This window comes from Flavobacterium subsaxonicum WB 4.1-42 = DSM 21790 (assembly GCF_000422725.1).
In the GTDB taxonomy this organism is placed as follows: Bacteria; Bacteroidota; Bacteroidia; order Flavobacteriales; family Flavobacteriaceae; genus Flavobacterium; species Flavobacterium subsaxonicum.
This window is the reverse complement of sequence record NZ_AUGP01000025.1, coordinates 62,978-81,195: the sequence shown is the minus strand read 5'-3', so window position 1 is coordinate 81,195 and position 18,218 is coordinate 62,978. Positions and strand designations below refer to the sequence as shown.

The window sequence follows — 18,218 nt, the reverse complement described above, 5'->3', positions numbered from 1 at the left end:
TTTTTATAATTTAGGCGTGTCAACCAACCTTATTATGAAAAAAACTTTACTTGCCTTACTGGCTCTTGTGCCGCTGTTAACTTTTGCACAGGTAGCTAATGATGAATGCGCAACGGCAACTGTACTTACAGTTAGCCCCGATGCCAACTGCACAACTACTACTACAAACACAACACAGGGAGCAACAGCATCGGCCGGAGCCCTTACCTGTACCGGTTTTGCCGACGACGATATCTGGTACAGCTTTACCGCTACTAACGAGCGCGCCTTTATTAAGCTTGCCCTAACCAATACTACCGCCGCCAACCCTTATGCGTTCGCCGTATACGAAGCATCGTGCAGCTCTGCATCCATTTATTGCGGAAACACCTTTAACAACGTTATAAACAACCTTACCGTTGGGCAGGTGTATTATGTAAGGGTTTATAGCACCGCGAATGCTTACACGCTATTTGCGCCGTTTACTATATGCATTGCAACCCCACAAACTGCAATTACAACATCATCTACTGCTTATACACCAACCCAGTTGGTTACAGATGTGCTTTTAAACAGCAACCAGGTAGCGATATCTAATGTAACATCATCGTCGGGGGTAGATTTTGGCAGTGTTGCCAGCCTGGGTTCTTTTGATTATAACGGTACTACTTTTGCATTACAAAACGGCATTATATTAGCCAATGGAGCCATTGCAACGGCGCCGGGGCCAAATACATTTTTTCAATCTCCACCTGCTGTATGGGCCGGAGATCCAGACCTGGTGCCTTACATTCCTGCTACCTCTACGGTTAACACCAATGCCACATCGCTTGAATTTGATTTTGTACCGGTTTCCAGCCAGATAAGCCTTAACTATATATTTGCATCAGAAGAATACGGCCTTGCTTTTCAGTGCATGTATGCCGATACTTTTGCAATACTGCTTACCGATGTAACCGAGGCTACCCCAGCCGTTAACATTGCTGTTATACCCGGCACCACAACACCAATATCTGTATTTACTATTAGAGATAACGCTTACAATAGCGGCTGCCCATCGGCAAATGCCCAATATTTTGATGAATTTTATGGCTTACAGAGCGATCTAACCGACACAAGCTATACAGCACCGGTTAATTTTAATGGCATAACTGTACCGTTAACTGCCCAGGCATCTGTAATACCTAACCATACTTACCACATTAAGTTTGTAATTGCTAACCATTTTGATATGATAGGCAACTCTGCCGTATTTATTAACGCCTCTAATTTTGTAGTTATTCCGGATGCGCCTACCGGACAGGCAGAACAAACATTTATATATGGCACCACAATAGAATATTTAACCGCAACAGGCCAGAATATACAATGGTATGCCACGCCTACAGGCGGTACACCGTTAAACATTGAAACATTGCTAACCGATGGTACTGTATACTACGCCTCTCAAACCGTAGACAACATAGAAAGCACAGAGCGTTTTGCCGTTACCGCTATAGAACTGTTGGATATAGGATTTGCAACCTATAACACCTGCGAATCTGACGCTGATGGCTTTGCCACCTTTACGCTGTCTTCGCAAAATACAATTGTACTTAACGTGCTTGAGCCGGAAGATTACACAGTAGCCTACTTTTTAACCGAAGCGGATGCCGAGGCTAACTTAAACGCCTTGCCGGATGTTTTTACCAATACAGTAGCTTATTCTCAAACCATATATGCAAGGGTTACAGAAGTTGATGGCACTACCTATGCTGTTACCACTATAACGCTAAATGTTACTGCGTTGCCGGATGTAAGCAACCTGCCTGCGTTAACGTCTTGCGATGGTAGTTTTAACCTTACCGAAATTCAAAATGCTATTGGGTATCAATTCTATCTGTTGTATTTTCCAACTGAGGAAGATGCAATATCATTAACTAATGCTATTGATTTTCCTGCTAATTACAGCACCACTACCACCGGTAGTATCTGGATCAGGGCAACCTATGTATCGGGCATTGATAACGAGAGCTGTGTAGCAATTGGAGAACAGGAGCTTATTGTAAATGATGCAATTACGGTAAGCCTTAGCACCAGCGGCCAAACTATTACAGTGGTAACATCTGTACCCGGCACATACCAGTATGCTTTAGATTCGGGGCCGTATCAAACCTCTAATGTTTTTACAAACGTTAGCTACGGTACGCATACGGTAACCGTTTTAACGGAGTGTTCAACCGTTTATCTAATGAGTTTTACAGTTGCGCCCGATGCACCTGAGGGCCAAACCACCCAAACCTTTATAGAAGGCGAAACCATAGACGACCTTGAAGTGGAAGGCGAGAACATAAAATGGTATGCTACCGAAACGGGCGGCACACCGCTGGATAAAACAGCAACACTTAACTCGCTTACCCTGCTTGTAGATGGCGCTACATATTATGCCTCTCAAACCATAGATGGGGTAGAAAGCACCCAGCGTTTGGGCATTACCGTTACTAAAATATTAAGCACAAACAGCAACACTATAGCAGGACTGGCGTATTATCCTAACCCTGTAAAAAACCTGTTTACCCTAACCCATAAAGCTGCCATAGATACTGTAAAAGTTTACAACACTTTAGGCCAGCAGGTGCTTGCTAAAACAGTAAACAATAGCCAGGCTATGGTAGATTTCTCGGCACTAAATGGCGGCATTTACTTTGTAAAAGTACAGGCCGGCAACAGCCAGCAGACTATTAAGGTGGTTAAAGAGTAATCTTATTTACTTATACTTTAAGCTCCGCAAATTGCGGAGCTTTTTTGTTTTGTCGCGTTGGCTACCTAAAGAACAAAGCAGCAATACATTACCATAATTTTTGGTTTTATTTAAGGTAATTTTTTGACTATTGTAAGTACTTTTATAGAAACATCTTTTGATATGAAAAAATTTTACGCTTTTTGCTTACTGCTTTTTAGCATTACCATGTATGCACAGCCCACTATTGGAGAACCGACCGACCTGGTTGCCTGCGATTTGAACGGGCAAGGGTTTGCTACCTTCGACCTTAGCTCAAACAATCCTTCTGTTTTAGGCAGCCTTAACCCTGCCGACTATACGGTTAGCTATCACTTTGACCAGGGAACGTTAGAGGCAGGCCTTGCCTTACCCAATGTGTACCTTAACGAAGTGCCGTTTGAACAGGTTATTTATGTTAAGGTTACCGAAAATATGGATACCGACAATTATGCAATGGCTACATTTTCTTTAATTGCCAACCCGGCGCCCACTTTAGCCGAATATGAATATTTAGTGGCCTATGATGATAATAACGACGGTATTGCAACCTTTGACCTTACCACCATAGAACCGGTGGTTTTAGAGCCGTTGGAAGAGCCATTGCTTTACAACATTTCTTATTACACCACCTATGCCGACGCTTCAGCCGGCACCGGTGCTATAGCCAGTCCGCAGGCGTATGTTTCGTCCGGCAGCACAATTTATTACAGAGTACAAAACGATACTACCGGCTGTTACACAATAGGCAGCACAGAACTTGTTGTACTGCCCGAAGGCTATGAAACCGAGGAGCCTGAAGGCGAAACTATCCAGACTTTTATTGAAGGCCAAACCCTGGAAGACTTAGAGGTTGAAGGAGAAAATGTACAGTGGTACGAAAACGAAACCGAGACTGTTCCGCTGCCGCTTACCACTGTACTTGTTAACGGCACAACGTACTATGCCTCTCAAACGGTTTATAATATAGAAAGCACTAACAGGCTGGCCGTTACCGTTAACCTGGTATTAAGCGTGGCCGATAATCAGCTTACAAGCCTTAGCTACTACCCCAACCCGGTTAAAGATGTATTTACTATTAGTAACACCAACCCTATAGAGGCGGTTAGCGTTGTCAATACATTAGGGCAGCAAGTAGTTTCTAAAACTATAAACAACACCAATGCTACAGTAGATTTTAGTTTGCTAAACAGCGGCATCTACTTTGTACAACTATCATCGGGCGGAAGCCAGAAAACTATAAAGGTGGTTAAAGAGTAAATGTTCTGCACTTATAAAATTTAAGAGCTCTGCAATTGCGGGGCTTTTTTTATGGCATATATTTCATAATCAGTAGTGTATTAGCCTCATTTTATTACATTTGCAAAAAAACATCCTCCCCTATGAAAAAACTTTACGCTCTCTGCTTACTACTTTTTAGCATGGCAATGTATGCACAGCCCAACATTGGCCAGCCATTAGACCTTACTGCATGCGACACTAACGGCAGCGGCTATGCTACATTTGACCTTACCATGAACAATGGCCCGGTTTTAGGAAACCTAAATCCAAATGATTATAGTGTAACCTACTATCTTAACGAAGCCAGTATGTTAGCTGGCGTGGCTTTGCCTTACATGTACACAAACACGTCGCCAAATCAGGTTATCTATGTTCAGGTTACCGGTAATAATTTTAGCGATTTTGCTACGTTTACTTTAACTGTAAATTCGGCACCGGCCATAAATGCCCCAACGCCTCTTACCCTGTGTAATGAGATACTGCCTAACGATGGGTTAACAACGTTTGACCTTACCACCAAAAACAACGAGATAATCGGAACCTGTTTAGGCTGTACGGTTGAGTACTTTCAGCAAGGCGATAACAACCCTATTGCCATGCCTACGGCTTATGTTAATACTACCAGCCCACAAACATTAACTGTAAAAGTAACCTCTGTAGAGGGCTGTACATCATTGACAACCCTTACACTAAAAGTGTTGCCCCTGCCTTTGTCGGTAGAATTACCTGCCTTGATTTCTTGCGAAGGCATTTTTGACCTTACCCTGAACAGCAACCTTTTTGAACCTACTGTAACTGTAACCTACTATACCACTGTAGCCGATGCCGCTAACGATGTTAATCCTATTGTAAATTCTGCTGCTTACGCAAGCACAACGGGCAGCGTTTGGGCAAGGGTATCTTTAATCACGGCTAACCCAGACGAACCTGTGTGCTACACTATAGTAGAGCAAAAACTGACCAATGATCTTCAATTTATTAATATTGACACTATTGGCAACGACATAGTTATAACCCTTACTGCGCCTGGAGAATATCTGTACACTATAGTAGAGGCACCTGCATCTGTCGAATTTGTAAGCCAAACCTCTAACACCTTTCCAGACATGCCTTTTGGTACTTATGTATTTACAGTAGAGAACGCCTGCGGCAACATAATAACTATAGGTATGGACCATACTTTAGTAGCTCCTGTAGGACAGACCCTACAACTGTTTACTGAAGGTGAAACTCTTGCAGACCTTGATGTTATGGGCGATAACCTTAAATGGTATCAAACTGAAACAAGCCAGGAGGTTTTGCCACTAACCACCTTGTTGGTAAACGGCACTACTTATTATGTATCGCAAACTATAGACGGAGCAGAAAGTGCCCGCCTTAACGTTACTGTAACCCTACCATTGGGTGTAAGTACTAATAAATTCGCAAGCCTTAGCTACTACCCTAACCCGGTTACAAATGTATTAACTGTTAGTAATAACAACGCTATAGATGCGGTTAGCATTTTTAACATCATGGGGCAACAGGTAGTTTTTAAAGCTGTAAACAACACCAATGCTACAGTAGATTTCTCGGCCCTAAACAGCGGCATCTATTTTGTACAACTATCATCGGGCGGAAGCCAAAGAACAATAAAGGTTGTTAAGGAGTAAATGTCCTGCAATCGTAAAAATTAGAAGCTCTGCAATTGCAGGGCTTTTTTATGGAGATTAAATCACTAAACCATTAGTTTTTTTATTCAGAAAATACGCAACCTTAGACACAGTACTGCGTCTAACAATAAACCACTTAAATTGTTAACTATGAAAAATTTATTGTTCTTACTACTATTTACCAGTTACGCTGTTTATGCACAACCCAATATTGGAGCACCCGCAGATATTGTTGTTTGCGATCAGGATAGCAATACAGTGGATGGACAAGCCATAATTAACCTAACTGTAAACAACACCCTAATTTTAAATGGGCTAAACCCCGATAATTATACCATTGCGTATTTTGCAACACAACAGGAGGCTGTAGACAATGTAAATGCTGTAGTTAGTGAGAGTAATGTACTTTTAAACAACGGGCAGACAATTTTTGTGCGATTAACCGATATAGTGCAGCCTGATAATTTTGCCACTGAAAGTTTTTCGATCATTATAAATACGCCAGCTATTTTAACGCAATTAGATCCGTTTATTGTTTACGACGCCGATGGCGTACCCGATGGTACTGTTATTTTTGACCTTACACAATTTGAGTTAGATATCTTATCTCCGTTTACAATTCCGGACGTTGTAGCCTTTAGCTATTATGCCACATTAAACGATGCCGAAAATGCTACAAACCCAATTTTAAATCCTGCAAGCTATGCACTTACTACTCAAACTGTATTTTTTAGAGTGGTAACTGCTTATGGTTGCTTTACAATTGGCAGTTATAATACTACAGTAAATGGCATAGCCCCTCCCACAGGAGAGGCTACCCAAACCTTTACGGAGGGCAACACCCTTGCAGACCTTAATGTTGAGGGAGAAAATCTTAAGTGGTATGCTACGCCAGCCAGTCAGGATATATTGCCACTAACTACCTTGTTGGTAAACGGCACAACGTATTATGTATCGCAAACCGTTAATGGAGTAGAGAGCGCCCGCCTTGGTGTTACCGTTAACCTTCCGTTGGGTGTAAGCACTAATAAATTCGCAGGCCTTAGCTACTACCCTAACCCGGTTAAAGATGTATTTACTGTTAGTAACAACAATGCGATAGATGCGGTTCGCATTTTTAACATCATGGGGCAGCAGGTTTCATCTAAAACGGTAAACAACACCAATGCTACAGTAGATTTTTCTGCCCTAAACAGCGGAGTTTATTTTGTACAACTAACATCGGGCGGAAGCCAGAAAACTATAAAGGTGGTAAAGGAGTAACAATATCTTTTAAACATAACATCAGGACCCGCTTAATTTCAGGCGGGTTTTTGTTTGCTACAAATTATCTGTTTTGCGAATTATTTTTTGGGCAGTTAGCACGAAAACGATGTTTCTAAAATTATCATTATTAAAATATTAAATAATTCGTGTAAGAATTTACATAAAATAAAAATAGATTTAGCAAAAAAATATCGTAAAAAACTAATTATCAACAGCATAATTGCCTAAAATATTTTTAAAATTATATTTCGTCTTTCTTTATCATTTTGTAAAATTTAGATATTATTGCAACCATACAAATTAAATTACCTAACAATTTACAAATGAAAAAATTATTACTTATTACATGCCTAACCGCACTTACGTTATCTTTTAATTCTTGTTCTGACGACGACTCTAAAGCTACTGAAACGGTGGTTACCGAAGAAATTGGCGGTACGCTGTCTTTTAAAGTGAATGGTGTACAGAAAACGTTTAATAACGTTGTTGTAAGCAAAACCGATTATGATGGAGATGTGTATCTTGAAGTTACAGCATCGGTTAACGGAAGTGCTACTGAGTATCTTTCTTTTAACCTTTGGCAGAATGACCTGGGCTCTGAAGCCGTAGAATATTTTACCTATGTTAATGGCAGTAAAATGTACAGCGATGGGTGGAGCACTAATAATACTAACCCACAGGTTAACTCTATAGTGCAAACTAACAGCAACAACAAACTTAAAGGATCTTTCTCCGGTACTGTGGCGCGCATGGCAACTATGGAAGGCGAAACTGACGAAGTTATAAACCTTACCGATGGTACATTTGAAGCTATTTACGAATAGTAGCCACAAATAAGGTTAATGCAAAAATCCCGCTTAGAAATTCTAAGCGGGATTTTTTATGCGTTATACTTTGCAGTATACTATAGTTCTAATGCTTTTTTAGGATTGTTGTCCATAAGCAGTTCTGTTGGGTTTTCTAACGCCTCTTTAACCGCTACAAGGAAACCAACCGACTCACGTCCGTCGATGATCCTGTGGTCGTAAGAAAGGGCAACATACATCATAGGGTGTATCTCTACTTTACCGTTAACGGCAATAGGGCGCTCTATAATGTTGTGCATTCCTAAAATACCAGACTGCGGAGGGTTAATAATTGGGGTAGACAGCATACTGCCAAACACACCACCATTGGTAATGGTAAAGGTGCCACCCGTCATATCATCTACAGTAATCTGTCCGTCGCGGGCACGTAGCGCAAGACGTTTAATTTCGGCTTCGATACCACGGAAAGAAAGCGTTTCGGCATTTCTAACCACCGGCACCATAAGGCCTTTAGGGCCCGATACTGCAATAGAGATATCGGCAAAATCGTAAGCTACTTTATAGTCGCCATCCATCATAGAGTTAACATCCGGAAACAACTGTAATGCCCTTACAACCGCTTTTGTAAAGAACGACATATAACCAAGGCCTAAACCGCCGTGCTTGGCTTTAAAGGCATCTTTATACTCGTTTCTTAATGCGTTTATAGGTGTCATGTTTACCTCGTTAAACGTGGTAAGCATAGCGGTTTCGTTTTTAGCGGCAACAAGGCGCTCTGCCACCTTGCGGCGAAGCATAGACAGCTTAGTACGCTCAGACCCACGGTTACCGTTTGTAGGGGTACCCATAGAAACCTGCTGATTAGCGTTTACGGCATCGTCTTTAGTAATCCTGCCGCCTTTGCCTGTACCGGCAACGCCCTCTGGGGCAATGTTTTTTTCGTCTAATATTTTTTTAGCAGCCGGAGACGGTGTACCTGCAGCGTAGCTTTTTTCGGCTGGCTTAGGCTCTTCCTTTTTAGGTTCCTCTTTTTTAGGCTCCTCTTTTTTCTCTTCGGCTTTAGGCGCTTCTTCTTTCTTTTCTTCTTTAGCTGGGGCAGCACCATCGGGTTTTGCACCATCTGTATCTATAAGGCACACAACCTGGCCTACAGCTACAGCATCGCCTTCTTCTGCCTTAAGGGTAATAATACCTGCAACTTCGGCAGGAAGCTCAAGGGTTGCTTTATCTGAATCTACTTCGGCAATTGCCTGGTCTTTCTCTACATAATCCCCGTCTTTTACCAGCCATGTTGCTATTTCAACTTCGGTTATCGATTCCCCCGGCGAAGGAACTTTCATTTCTAAAATCATGTCAGTATAATTTTATTGGTGTTGCTATATTTTGAAAACTCAAAAATACAATTAATTAAATAAATTTTTATCAAAAACCATGGCCAAGGCAGCAGCATGGCGTTTTTTAGAACGTGTGTAGCTACCGGCAGCCGGTGCGCTGTAAGCCTTAAGCGATGCAAGCCTAAGCTTAACTTCGTTAAAGTTCATTAGCATGTAGCTGTAAGCACCCATATTTTTAGGCTCTTCCTGTGCCCATACATAATCATCGGCATTAGGGTATTTAGCTATAATTTCTTTAAGCTGCTCTACCGGTAACGGAAACAATTGCTCTATCCTAACAAAGGCAACATCATCGCGCTTAAGGTTTTCTCTCTCGGCAATAAGGTCGTAGTAAAATTTACCGGTACAGAATACCAGCGATTTTACTTTTGCAGGATCTGCAGCCGGGTCGTCCAGTACTTCCTGGAAGGTACCGTTAGCAAACTCATCTACTGTAGAAACCACAAGTGGGTGGCGCAGTAAACTCTTAGGTGTAAACACAATAAGTGGCTTACGGTAGGTAGTTTTCATTTGCCTTCTTAGCAGGTGGAAAAAGTTAGCCGGTGTAGTACAATCGGCCACAAACATATTGTGGTTGGCACAAAGTTGCAGGTAACGCTCCATACGGGCAGATGAATGCTCTGCACCCTGGCCTTCGTAACCGTGTGGCAACAGCATTACCAAACCGTTCTGGTTGTTCCATTTATCTTCGGCAGCACTAATGTACTGGTCCAGCATTATCTGGGCACCGTTAGAGAAATCGCCAAACTGGGCTTCCCAGATAGTAAGTGCTTTAGGGTTGGCAAGGGCATAACCATAATCAAAACCTACCACAGCATATTCTGACAGTAGCGAGTTAAAGATGTTGAATTTGCCTTTTGCATCTTTAAGGTTGCTAAGGGCTACATACTCTTCTTCAGAATCTTCTACCTTAACAACGGCATGGCGGTGCGAAAAGGTACCCCTCTCTACATCCTGGCCCGAGATACGCACATCAAAACCTTCGGTAATCAAAGAGCCGTAGGCAAGCAATTCGGCCATAGCCCAATCCAGCTTATCGGTTTCAAAAAACATATTTTTACGGTCGTTGATAAGCTTTTGTATCTTGCTTATAAATTTTTTGTCAGATGGCAGCTCGGTAATAACCTTAGCAATATCTGTAAGTATTTCTTTAGAAAAAGCAGTGTTAACTTTTTGAAGCATAACATCGGCACCGGCCTGCTCATAACCTTCCCACTCATTTTGCATAAACGGGGTAATTATGGTAAGGTCTTTTTTGCGCGATGCCTCAAGGCTTTCTTCCAGCAATGCTTTGTATTCTTTTTCTATTTTGCCGGTATAGTCTTTATCTATAACACCCGCAGCAATAAGCTTTTCGGCATACTGGTCTCTTGGGTTTTGGTGCTTGGCAATAAGCTTGTATAATTTAGGCTGGGTAAAACGTGGCTCGTCGCCCTCGTTGTGGCCGTATTTTCTGTAACCCAAAAGGTCTATAAAAACATCGGTACCAAACTCCATCCTGTATTCTAATGCAAATAAAGTAGCGTGTACCACCGCCTCGGCATCATCTGCATTTACATGCAATACGGGAGACAGGGTTACCTTGGCCACATCGGTACAATAAGTACTTGACCTGGCATCAAGGTAGTTGGTGGTAAAGCCCACCTGGTTGTTAACCACTACGTGTATGGTACCGCCGGTTTTGTAACCGTCCAGCTTGGCCATCTGTACAATTTCGTACACAATGCCCTGGCCTGCAACGGCAGCATCGCCGTGTAGTGCTATTGGTAGCACCTTGCTAAAATCTTCAGGAAAATACCTGTCCTGCTTAGCGCGGGCAATACCTTCTATAACCGCACCCACAGTCTCTAAGTGAGATGGGTTTGGCGCAAGGTTTAAGTTTATTTGTTTACCCTCTTTGGTTACTTTGTTGGCCGTAAGCCCAAGGTGGTATTTTACGTCGCCATCAAAAAGGGCATCATCATCATAATCTTTACCGTCAAACTCGCTAAAAATATCCGATGTTGGCTTGTTAAACACGTTAGCCAGCACATTAAGGCGGCCCCTGTGTGCCATACCCATAACAAAATGCTCTACACCTTTAGAGGCTGCTGCCTCTATAAGCGCATCTAACGCCGGTATTAACGATTCGCCCCCCTCTAAAGAGAAACGTTTTTGGCCTACATATTTGGTATGTAAAAAGTTCTCGAAAGAAACAGCCTCGTTAAGTTTGCCAAGAATGCTTTTCTTTTGGTCGGCATTAAAATCAGGCTCGTTATTGTTAACCGATAGTTTGTTTTGTATCCATTTTCTAACCTGCGGGTCGCGAATGTACATGTACTCGATGCCTATGTGGCCGCAGTACACCTTTTGAAGGTGGTCTACAATGGCACGTAGCGAAGACGATGGCAGGCCAACTTCTTTACCGGCATCAAAAACAGTATCAAGGTCGGCATCGTTCAGGCCAAAGGTAGAAAGCTCTAACGTTGGGCTAAAGGTGCGGCGCTCCCTAACGGGGTTGGTTTTTGTAAAAAGGTGCCCACGGGTGCGGTAACCTTCTATAAGGTTAAGCACCTTGAACTCTTTTTGTAGTTTTTCGGGTATACCCGAATAATCAGAAACCGATGCCTGCGGTGCAGGTGCAGCGGCTTGCTGATGTGGGGCGGCGGCAGCTACCTCGGTAGCACCAGAACCATAATCGGAAGCAGCGAAATCAAACCCCTGGAAAAAACTTCTCCAACTGGGCTCTACGCTGTCCGGATTTTCTATATATTGTTCGTATAAATCTGCGAAAAATGCAGTATGTGCTGCGTTTAAAAAGGAAAACCTGTCCATACTTATATATTAGTGACCGTGTTTTTAAAAAATTTTGTACAAAAGTACAATAAATGTAATAATCTTTCAACGATTTTTATATATTTATGCTTAGTAAATATACATTGCAACCGCTATGGATACCCGCTCCGTAATTTCTTTAACAAAAATTATTTCAATTCTTGCACTTACCCTGAATTTCACGGGGGTATACGCGCAGGAAGCTGCTGATTTTTGGGATAAAGTACGCTTTGGCGGAGCCCTTGGCCTGGGTTTTGGCAGCGGATATACCGATGTTAGCATTGCCCCCAGCGCCATTTACCAGTTTAACGATTATGCCGCCCTTGGCGTGGGTGTGCAGGGCACGTATGTGCACCAAAAAGATTACTACGATTCTTACATTTATGGCGGCTCTGTAATAGGTCTTTTTAACCCCATACGCGAGGTGCAGCTATCGGTAGAGTTGGAGCAGCTGCGCGTTAACCTTAATGTAGACGAAGCTTATGCCAGCTACTACACCAGCCTTAATTTTAAAGACCGCGATTTTTGGAACACCGCCGTGTTTTTTGGCGCCGGCTACCACATGGATAATGTTACCGTTGGCCTGCGCTATAACGTGCTTTACAGCAAAAAAGACCTGGTTTACAGCGATGCGCTTATGCCTTTTGTTCGGGTTTATTTTTGACGAAGAAATGGAACGCGACTTTGGGATAAGATGGAACGCGGATGACACGGATGCTGCGCAATCGCGGATTTGCACGGATTTTTAGAACATTACACAAAGATTCGCAAAGGAAGCACAAAGCAACACGAAGGTGTTTGGTTATGGCTTTAGCTTTGGGAATTTTTGTACCCTACTTAGTTATATGCTTATTGCGATTTAAATGTTCTCTGATAATTATACCCATATCCTGAAGCATTTTATCATCAACATTATTACTCAATTGCCTGGTGTGGATTACAAGTTTTGATTGATCTTCATTATAGTGAAGATAAAACGAATTTCCTCTACTATAATCAGCATGTTTTCCTTTTTCATCCCCCGGATAAGTAACATCAAACATAGTATCGATTTCACGAATTTTACCTGTATTTTTAATATAATCTGAACATGCTAATATAGTTACAGGGAAATCCTGAATAAAATTTTCTTTAAAAAATGTATCCTTTCTGTTTTGTAAGTTAAACTTAAAGTCTTTTCTTTTTTTTGCTTCACTATTCTTCTTAGCCGGATTATCGTTCATCTCTGTAGTAAAAAATCTCTCTTCAAAGTTTATGTAAGCTTCAGGAGCATGTTCCGGAAAAATATAATCATGTAATTTTTGATATTTACTCCAAGTATGGCCAACCGGAAACTTTTCAGTTCTAATAAAATTCAGATTTTGGTTATCCATCTGGTTATACCAATCTTTGGCGTTACCCTCATACCACGCTTCAACTTCATTTAAAGCAGCTTCTTTTCCAACTACCAATATTTTTGAATTTGGATTTCCACCTCCCAAATGACTTCCGTTTTCAATGCAATTGTTTACTATTGCTGTAAAATTTTCAGTAAATTCAACTTTACTATTCATTTTTTTTTGTTTTTAGTTAAAAAACAAATCTATATTTTAAACATCGAACTTCAAACTTGAAAGACGTATTTTTTCTTCAAAAAAACAATATCTGTATTTGCCTTTGTTTTTTTGAAATCAATTAGAAAATCTGCAAAATCCGCGATTGCGAAGCATCTGTTTTATCCGCGTTCCATTACAACCCTTTTTTTGCTTCGCGAAACTTTGCGAAATAATTTTTACTGAATTTTGATTTTTTACTTCCCGCAAAATTTTGGTTTTGCAATATGATCATTTTTTGATTTTTTACTTTGTGAAACTTTATGCCTTCTATGCCAAATTTTGTAAAATGACTTAAAACGCGAATCTCGAAGTCCGAAAGTGAAATATCAATGTTAAAATTGCACTTTTTTGAGCGTTGAGCAAACCAAAAACTGCGACTAAAACCAAAATTAATACTTATTCCTGAACCATACTTTTTGCCATTCGCGCTTTAAAACTAAAAAGGCAACCTGTTCGGCCAGCTCGGCTATATCGCTGCCATCCAGTCTTTTAATTTCTTTTTCGGGCACATCTATAATATAGAGCAGGTTTAGGTATTCGGCAAACTTGTGCTGAATAAGCCTGTATATTTTATCCTGAACACTGAGCTTCAGGGTAATAGGAGTAATATCTTCGGCAAAATCAACCGACTCGTTGGCCAGGGCAAAGTCTTTGTTTAACTGCGCAACTAACTGACTGTAAAGCTTTTCCTTTTGGGCTTCGCTCAATAGCAGGTCAGTGTTTTGGGGTGGAGTAAAAATCATACTTTGCGCTGCATAAGGTTTTGGCCAAACTTTTTAAGTAACTGCTTCTTTTCCAGACCTATATCCATGCGCTCCAAGGTATCAAATGCCTTTAAAGTGTAGGCTTCAATAGCATTTTGGGTGGCAACATCGGCACCAGTGGCTATAAAAATGCCCTTAACCGCACTAATTTTATCGGTACTATCCTCCGGATGAGCAGCAAACCATTTAAGCAGGCCGGCTTTGCTATCGGCACTGCCCTGCTCTAACGCCTTAAGGTATAAATAGGTTTTTTTGTTCTCTATAATATCGCCACCTACCTGTTTACCAAAGGTTTGCGGGTCGCCAAAAGCATCCAGGTAATCGTCCTGAAGCTGGAAAGCAATACCTAAATTCAAGCCAAAATTGTATATGGAGTCGCAATTCTCCTCGGTAGCCTTAGCCACAATAGCGCCCATTTTCATGGCAGCACCCACTAACACAGCGGTTTTATACTCGATCATCTTAAGGTACTCAGGCAACGAAACATCCGTACGGGCCTCAAAATCAACGTCCCACTGCTGGCCTTCGCATACTTCCAATGCTGTTTTGCTAAATAGCTTAGCCAACGCCTTAAACGTAACCGGCTCATACTGTTCAAAGTACTGATACGCTAAAATAAGCATCGCATCGCCGGAAAGAATACCCGTATTAAGATCCCACTTTTCATGAACCGTCTGATTACCACGCCTTAAGGGAGCATCGTCCATAATATCATCATGCACCAACGAAAAGTTATGGAATATCTCTACCGCCACCGCAGCCGGTAAGGCTTCGCGGCAATTGGCGTTAAATATCTCGGCCGCCATAAGGGTAAGCACGGGGCGCATCCTTTTACCACCAAGCGACAAGATGTAATTTACTGGATTGTAAAGGTTTGCGGGTTCTTTTGTTATGGTTGCGCTTGCAAAGTAGTCTGCAATTACTTGTTGGTAGTGCCCAATGGGTTGCATGAAGTATTTTTTTGCTAAATTAAGTTATTCCTTTTTCTTATCAAAAACTGTGCACTTATTCTTAACACTAAGCACATTATACACAGCACTATTATATAAACGGCGTTGGTATAAAAGTGCTGTATTTTGGGCTATTAGCAACTGTAACCTGCTAAATTTGCACCTTATATAACTCACAATCAAACAAAAACTTTGGAAACTTTTTAGGTTTTTAAAGTTTCCTGATTTACCTTTGCACTCTCAATTAGAGCAGGATAATGAAAGAGACCATATTAAAAAAAGCCACCGAAATGTTTTTATTGCTTGGATTTAAAAGCGTTACGATGGACGACATTGCCGCCGAACTGGGCATTTCTAAAAAAACCATTTACCAGCACTTTGCCAATAAGAACGATTTGGTAGAGGGCAGCTCTAACTATCTGTTTGACACCATTGCAGGCGGAATAGACACTATTTGCCAGATCGACCAAAGCCCTATTAAAGAGTTTTTTGTGGTAAGACAATTTTTACAGCAGGCCCTAAACCATGATGCTGTATCGCCTGATTATCAGTTACAAAAGTTCTTCCCTAAAATATTTGCCTGCCTGCGCACCAAACAATTTGAAAAACTGCACAGCTGTATGTTAAACAATTTGCAACGAGGTGTAAACGAAGGCCTTTACAGAGCCGACCTTAACATTGAGTTTACTGCCCGTATTTACTTTACCGGCATTACCGGCATTAAAGATGCAGATATTTTTCCGAGGGCAATTTATAATATGGAACTACTTACACGCCAGTATCTTGAATATCATTTAAGGGCAATTGTATCTGAAAAAGGCCTCGAAGAACTTACTAAAACCATTGCGGAAAAATAATTTTAAATTTATTTGACATTTTTGTCAAACATTTCAAAAAAGTAAATAAATTTGCATTGACAATTATGTCAAACATAAAGTTAAACAAGAATGTCAGCTAAAAGTTTAGATACCGATACAGAGCACTTAATAAAAGAAACCGCTAAGCGCGTATTTTTTACCGAGGGCAGGTTTAACGCTACCACTCAGGAAATTGCAGATGCCGCCGGAGTTAACCGCACGCTAATAAACTATTATTTCAGGTCGCGCAACAACCTTTTCGAGATTGTTTTTCAGGATGCGCAAATACAGGAGCATGACCTTATGGAGAAGATAATATTCTCTAATCTAAGCTTTAAAGAAAAGATAAGCCAACACCTTGACACGTTTTTTGAGCAAACCAAAAAATACCCTTACCTGGAAATATATATGGTTACCCAAATGAACCAGGGCAACTGTTACAAAGATAAAGAGCACATGAACATGCTGTTAGACAAATTTTACCTGGAGGTTGCCGTAGAGATGGAAAAAGGCAATATCGATAAAATGAGGCCGGAGCAGTTTGTACTCAACTTTGTGTCGCTTATGTCGTTTCCCGTGTCTATGAGGCCGCTATTGCAGGAAACCATGGGCTTTAACAACGAGAGCTACGACAAGCTATTGGAAGAGCGTAAAGACGTGATAATGAATACCCTTTTTATAAAATAAAATTCATCAACTCAATAAATAAACCGTTACAAACAAATGAAGATCATCAATCAAAAAATGGGCAGTATCTTAAAAAGCATCGCTTTGCTGATGGCTTTTTTAGCAGCCCCTACCCTACAGGCACAACAGGTTCCGGGGCAGGCGCTTACGCTAAAAGACGCCGTTAACTATGCGCTGCAAAATAAGTCGGATGCCAAAAAGGCAAGGCTTCAGGTAGAGAACAGCGAGTACCAGATAGAAGAGGTTCGTGCCCGCGCGCTGCCTACTATTACGGCAAACGGCAACCTTACCTACAACCCTATACTACAGCAAAATGCATTGCCGGGCGACTTTTTTGGCGCACCTGGCACTACCATTCTTGCTCCGTTAGGGCAAAAGTGGACATCGAGTGCCGGGGTTAACCTAACCCAAACGGTTTTCGACCAGTCGGTTTTTACGGGTCTTAAGGCCGCTAAAACCACGCGCGAATACTACCAGGTTAACGCACAGCTTACCGATGAGCAGGTTATAGAGCGTGTTGCCAACAACTATTACCAGGTGTATGTGCAGCGCGAAAAACTAAGGGTTATAGACAGTACCTACAAAAATACCGAGAAATCGAGGAATATTATTAAAGGCCAGTTTGACAATGGGCTTGCCAAAAGAATAGACCTTGACCGTATGAATGTTAATCTGTCTAACTTACGTACACAGCGTCAAACACTTATAAACGAAGTTCAGAAACAGGAAAACACACTTAAGTTCTACATGGGTATGCCTATAGATACTAAAATTGTAATTCCGGAAACCGAATTTACCGTTACCCCACTTACACTGGAAGAAAGTGCCGATGTTACAAAACTATCTGAATACCAGTTGCTTAAAACTCAGGAAAAACTGTACTACTACAACAGGAAAGCTATTGTGGCTGAGTACTACCCTACCCTTTCTTTAACCGCTGGTTATAACTACCTTGGGCAGGGGCCTGAGATGCCGTGGTTTAAAAAACCATCGGATGGGGTGTACTGGACAGACTATTCTACCATCGGTGCCAACCTTAAAATTCCAATATTTAATGGTTTTGGAACCCGTGCCCGCGTTAGGCAGGCTACTATAGACCTTAAAAAGACGGAGGAAGATGTTAAGGACACTAAACTATCGTTAGAGCTGGCCTACCAAAATGCTACTACGCAGATAAGAAACAGCCTGATAACCATCGACAATCAAAAAGAAAACGTAGAGCTGGCACAAAGTGTTATGGACGATACCCGTAACAACTACCAAAATGGCCTTGCTACTTTAACCGATTTACTGGATGCCGAAAACTCATACATTGAGGCAACTAACAACTACACTACTGCCCTATTGGATTACAAACTGGCAGAAGTACAACTTATAAAATCAAAAGGCGAATTAAAAACCCTAACAAACTAACC

The 18,218-nt window shown here is 41.5% G+C and carries 14 protein-coding genes; 9 read left to right on the top strand and 5 right to left on the bottom strand.

Translation table 11 applies throughout. The annotated features are described in order from the left end of the window. Positions 1–34 precede the first annotated feature (34 nt). From G509_RS0108165 to G509_RS0108145, 5 genes are all read left to right on the top strand, one after another. Positions 35–2,719 carry a choice-of-anchor L domain-containing protein gene (locus G509_RS0108165; RefSeq protein ID WP_026991071.1) on the top strand — a complete coding sequence of 895 codons (2,685 nt, stop codon included), beginning with the start codon at positions 35–37 and terminating at the stop codon, positions 2,717–2,719. Between the two features lie 162 nt (positions 2,720–2,881). After that, entirely contained in the window at positions 2,882–3,997 is a 1,116-nt protein-coding gene (locus tag G509_RS0108160; protein ID WP_131450747.1) for a T9SS type A sorting domain-containing protein, read from the top strand. A gap of 122 nt (positions 3,998–4,119) precedes the next feature. After that, complete coding sequence (locus G509_RS0108155) at positions 4,120–5,670, top strand: T9SS type A sorting domain-containing protein (protein ID WP_026991069.1); 1,551 nt, start codon at positions 4,120–4,122, stop codon at positions 5,668–5,670. 150 nt (positions 5,671–5,820) lie between these two features. Further along, positions 5,821–6,933 (top strand): T9SS type A sorting domain-containing protein, encoded by a 1,113-nt coding sequence (locus G509_RS0108150; RefSeq protein ID WP_026991068.1) that lies wholly within the window; start codon positions 5,821–5,823, stop codon positions 6,931–6,933. Positions 6,934–7,259: 326 nt separating this feature from the next. Continuing rightward, positions 7,260–7,760 (top strand): hypothetical protein, encoded by a 501-nt coding sequence (locus G509_RS0108145; RefSeq protein ID WP_026991067.1) that lies wholly within the window; start codon positions 7,260–7,262, stop codon positions 7,758–7,760. An 80-nt stretch (positions 7,761–7,840) separates the two neighbouring features. On the opposite strand, the gene odhB is transcribed toward G509_RS0108145, so the two are convergent. After that, positions 7,841–9,094 carry a 2-oxoglutarate dehydrogenase complex dihydrolipoyllysine-residue succinyltransferase gene (gene odhB, locus G509_RS0108140; protein WP_026991066.1) on the bottom strand — a complete coding sequence of 418 codons (1,254 nt, stop codon included), beginning with the start codon at positions 9,092–9,094 and terminating at the stop codon, positions 7,841–7,843. A gap of 51 nt (positions 9,095–9,145) precedes the next feature. Beyond that, the gene (locus tag G509_RS0108135; protein WP_026991065.1) at positions 9,146–11,950 is read right to left on the bottom strand and encodes a 2-oxoglutarate dehydrogenase E1 component; all 2,805 of its coding nucleotides are present in this window, start codon (positions 11,948–11,950) and stop codon (positions 9,146–9,148) included. A 115-nt stretch (positions 11,951–12,065) separates the two neighbouring features. Between G509_RS0108135 and G509_RS0108130 the strand changes: the two genes are divergently transcribed. Then, positions 12,066–12,614 (top strand): hypothetical protein, encoded by a 549-nt coding sequence (locus G509_RS0108130; RefSeq protein ID WP_026991064.1) that lies wholly within the window; start codon positions 12,066–12,068, stop codon positions 12,612–12,614. A 169-nt stretch (positions 12,615–12,783) separates the two neighbouring features. Here the strand turns inward: G509_RS0108130 and G509_RS0108125 are convergent, their stop codons facing one another. From G509_RS0108125 to G509_RS0108115, 3 genes are all read right to left on the bottom strand, one after another. Beyond that, positions 12,784–13,503 carry a hypothetical protein gene (locus G509_RS0108125; protein ID WP_026991063.1) on the bottom strand — a complete coding sequence of 240 codons (720 nt, stop codon included), beginning with the start codon at positions 13,501–13,503 and terminating at the stop codon, positions 12,784–12,786. Positions 13,504–13,934: 431 nt separating this feature from the next. Beyond that, positions 13,935–14,288: a hypothetical protein gene (locus tag G509_RS0108120; RefSeq protein WP_035738740.1), complete on the bottom strand. Its 354-nt coding sequence runs from the start codon at positions 14,286–14,288 to the stop codon at positions 13,935–13,937. After that, positions 14,285–15,259 (bottom strand): polyprenyl synthetase family protein, encoded by a 975-nt coding sequence (locus G509_RS0108115; protein ID WP_026991061.1) that lies wholly within the window; start codon positions 15,257–15,259, stop codon positions 14,285–14,287. The genes G509_RS0108120 and G509_RS0108115 overlap by 4 nt, the downstream gene beginning before the upstream one ends. Positions 15,260–15,516: 257 nt before the next feature. Here G509_RS0108115 and G509_RS0108110 point away from each other — a divergent pair, with 257 nt between their 5' ends. The 3 genes from G509_RS0108110 to G509_RS0108100 all read left to right on the top strand — a co-directional run bounded on the left by G509_RS0108110 (position 15,517) and on the right by G509_RS0108100 (position 18,216). Beyond that, entirely contained in the window at positions 15,517–16,116 is a 600-nt protein-coding gene (locus G509_RS0108110; protein WP_026991060.1) for a TetR/AcrR family transcriptional regulator, read from the top strand. A gap of 90 nt (positions 16,117–16,206) precedes the next feature. After that, positions 16,207–16,803, top strand: a complete 597-nt coding sequence (locus G509_RS0108105) for a TetR/AcrR family transcriptional regulator (RefSeq protein ID WP_026991059.1) — start codon at positions 16,207–16,209, stop codon at positions 16,801–16,803. A 36-nt stretch (positions 16,804–16,839) separates the two neighbouring features. Beyond that, a complete protein-coding gene (locus tag G509_RS0108100) occupies positions 16,840–18,216 on the top strand; it encodes a TolC family protein (RefSeq protein ID WP_026991058.1) in 1,377 nt (458 codons plus the stop codon). Positions 18,217–18,218 lie beyond the last annotated feature (2 nt).

Bases quoted from the DNA above. Each gene is read 5' to 3' on its own strand.
- G509_RS0108130 (WP_026991064.1), top strand. From the start codon at position 12,066: ATGGATACCCGCTCCGTAATTTCTTTAACAAAAATTATTTCAATTCTT.
- G509_RS0108110 (WP_026991060.1), top strand. From the start codon at position 15,517: ATGAAAGAGACCATATTAAAAAAAGCCACCGAAATGTTTTTATTGCTT.
- G509_RS0108120 (WP_035738740.1), bottom strand. From the start codon at position 14,288: ATGATTTTTACTCCACCCCAAAACACTGACCTGCTATTGAGCGAAGCC.
- G509_RS0108160 (WP_131450747.1), top strand. From the start codon at position 2,882: ATGAAAAAATTTTACGCTTTTTGCTTACTGCTTTTTAGCATTACCATG.
- G509_RS0108145 (WP_026991067.1), top strand. From the start codon at position 7,260: ATGAAAAAATTATTACTTATTACATGCCTAACCGCACTTACGTTATCT.
- G509_RS0108135 (WP_026991065.1), bottom strand. From the start codon at position 11,950: ATGGACAGGTTTTCCTTTTTAAACGCAGCACATACTGCATTTTTCGCA.
- G509_RS0108150 (WP_026991068.1), top strand. From the start codon at position 5,821: ATGAAAAATTTATTGTTCTTACTACTATTTACCAGTTACGCTGTTTAT.
- G509_RS0108125 (WP_026991063.1), bottom strand. From the start codon at position 13,503: ATGAATAGTAAAGTTGAATTTACTGAAAATTTTACAGCAATAGTAAAC.
- G509_RS0108115 (WP_026991061.1), bottom strand. From the start codon at position 15,259: ATGCAACCCATTGGGCACTACCAACAAGTAATTGCAGACTACTTTGCA.
- G509_RS0108105 (WP_026991059.1), top strand. From the start codon at position 16,207: ATGTCAGCTAAAAGTTTAGATACCGATACAGAGCACTTAATAAAAGAA.
- G509_RS0108155 (WP_026991069.1), top strand. From the start codon at position 4,120: ATGAAAAAACTTTACGCTCTCTGCTTACTACTTTTTAGCATGGCAATG.
- G509_RS0108165 (WP_026991071.1), top strand. From the start codon at position 35: ATGAAAAAAACTTTACTTGCCTTACTGGCTCTTGTGCCGCTGTTAACT.
- G509_RS0108100 (WP_026991058.1), top strand. From the start codon at position 16,840: ATGAAGATCATCAATCAAAAAATGGGCAGTATCTTAAAAAGCATCGCT.
- odhB (WP_026991066.1), bottom strand. From the start codon at position 9,094: ATGATTTTAGAAATGAAAGTTCCTTCGCCGGGGGAATCGATAACCGAA.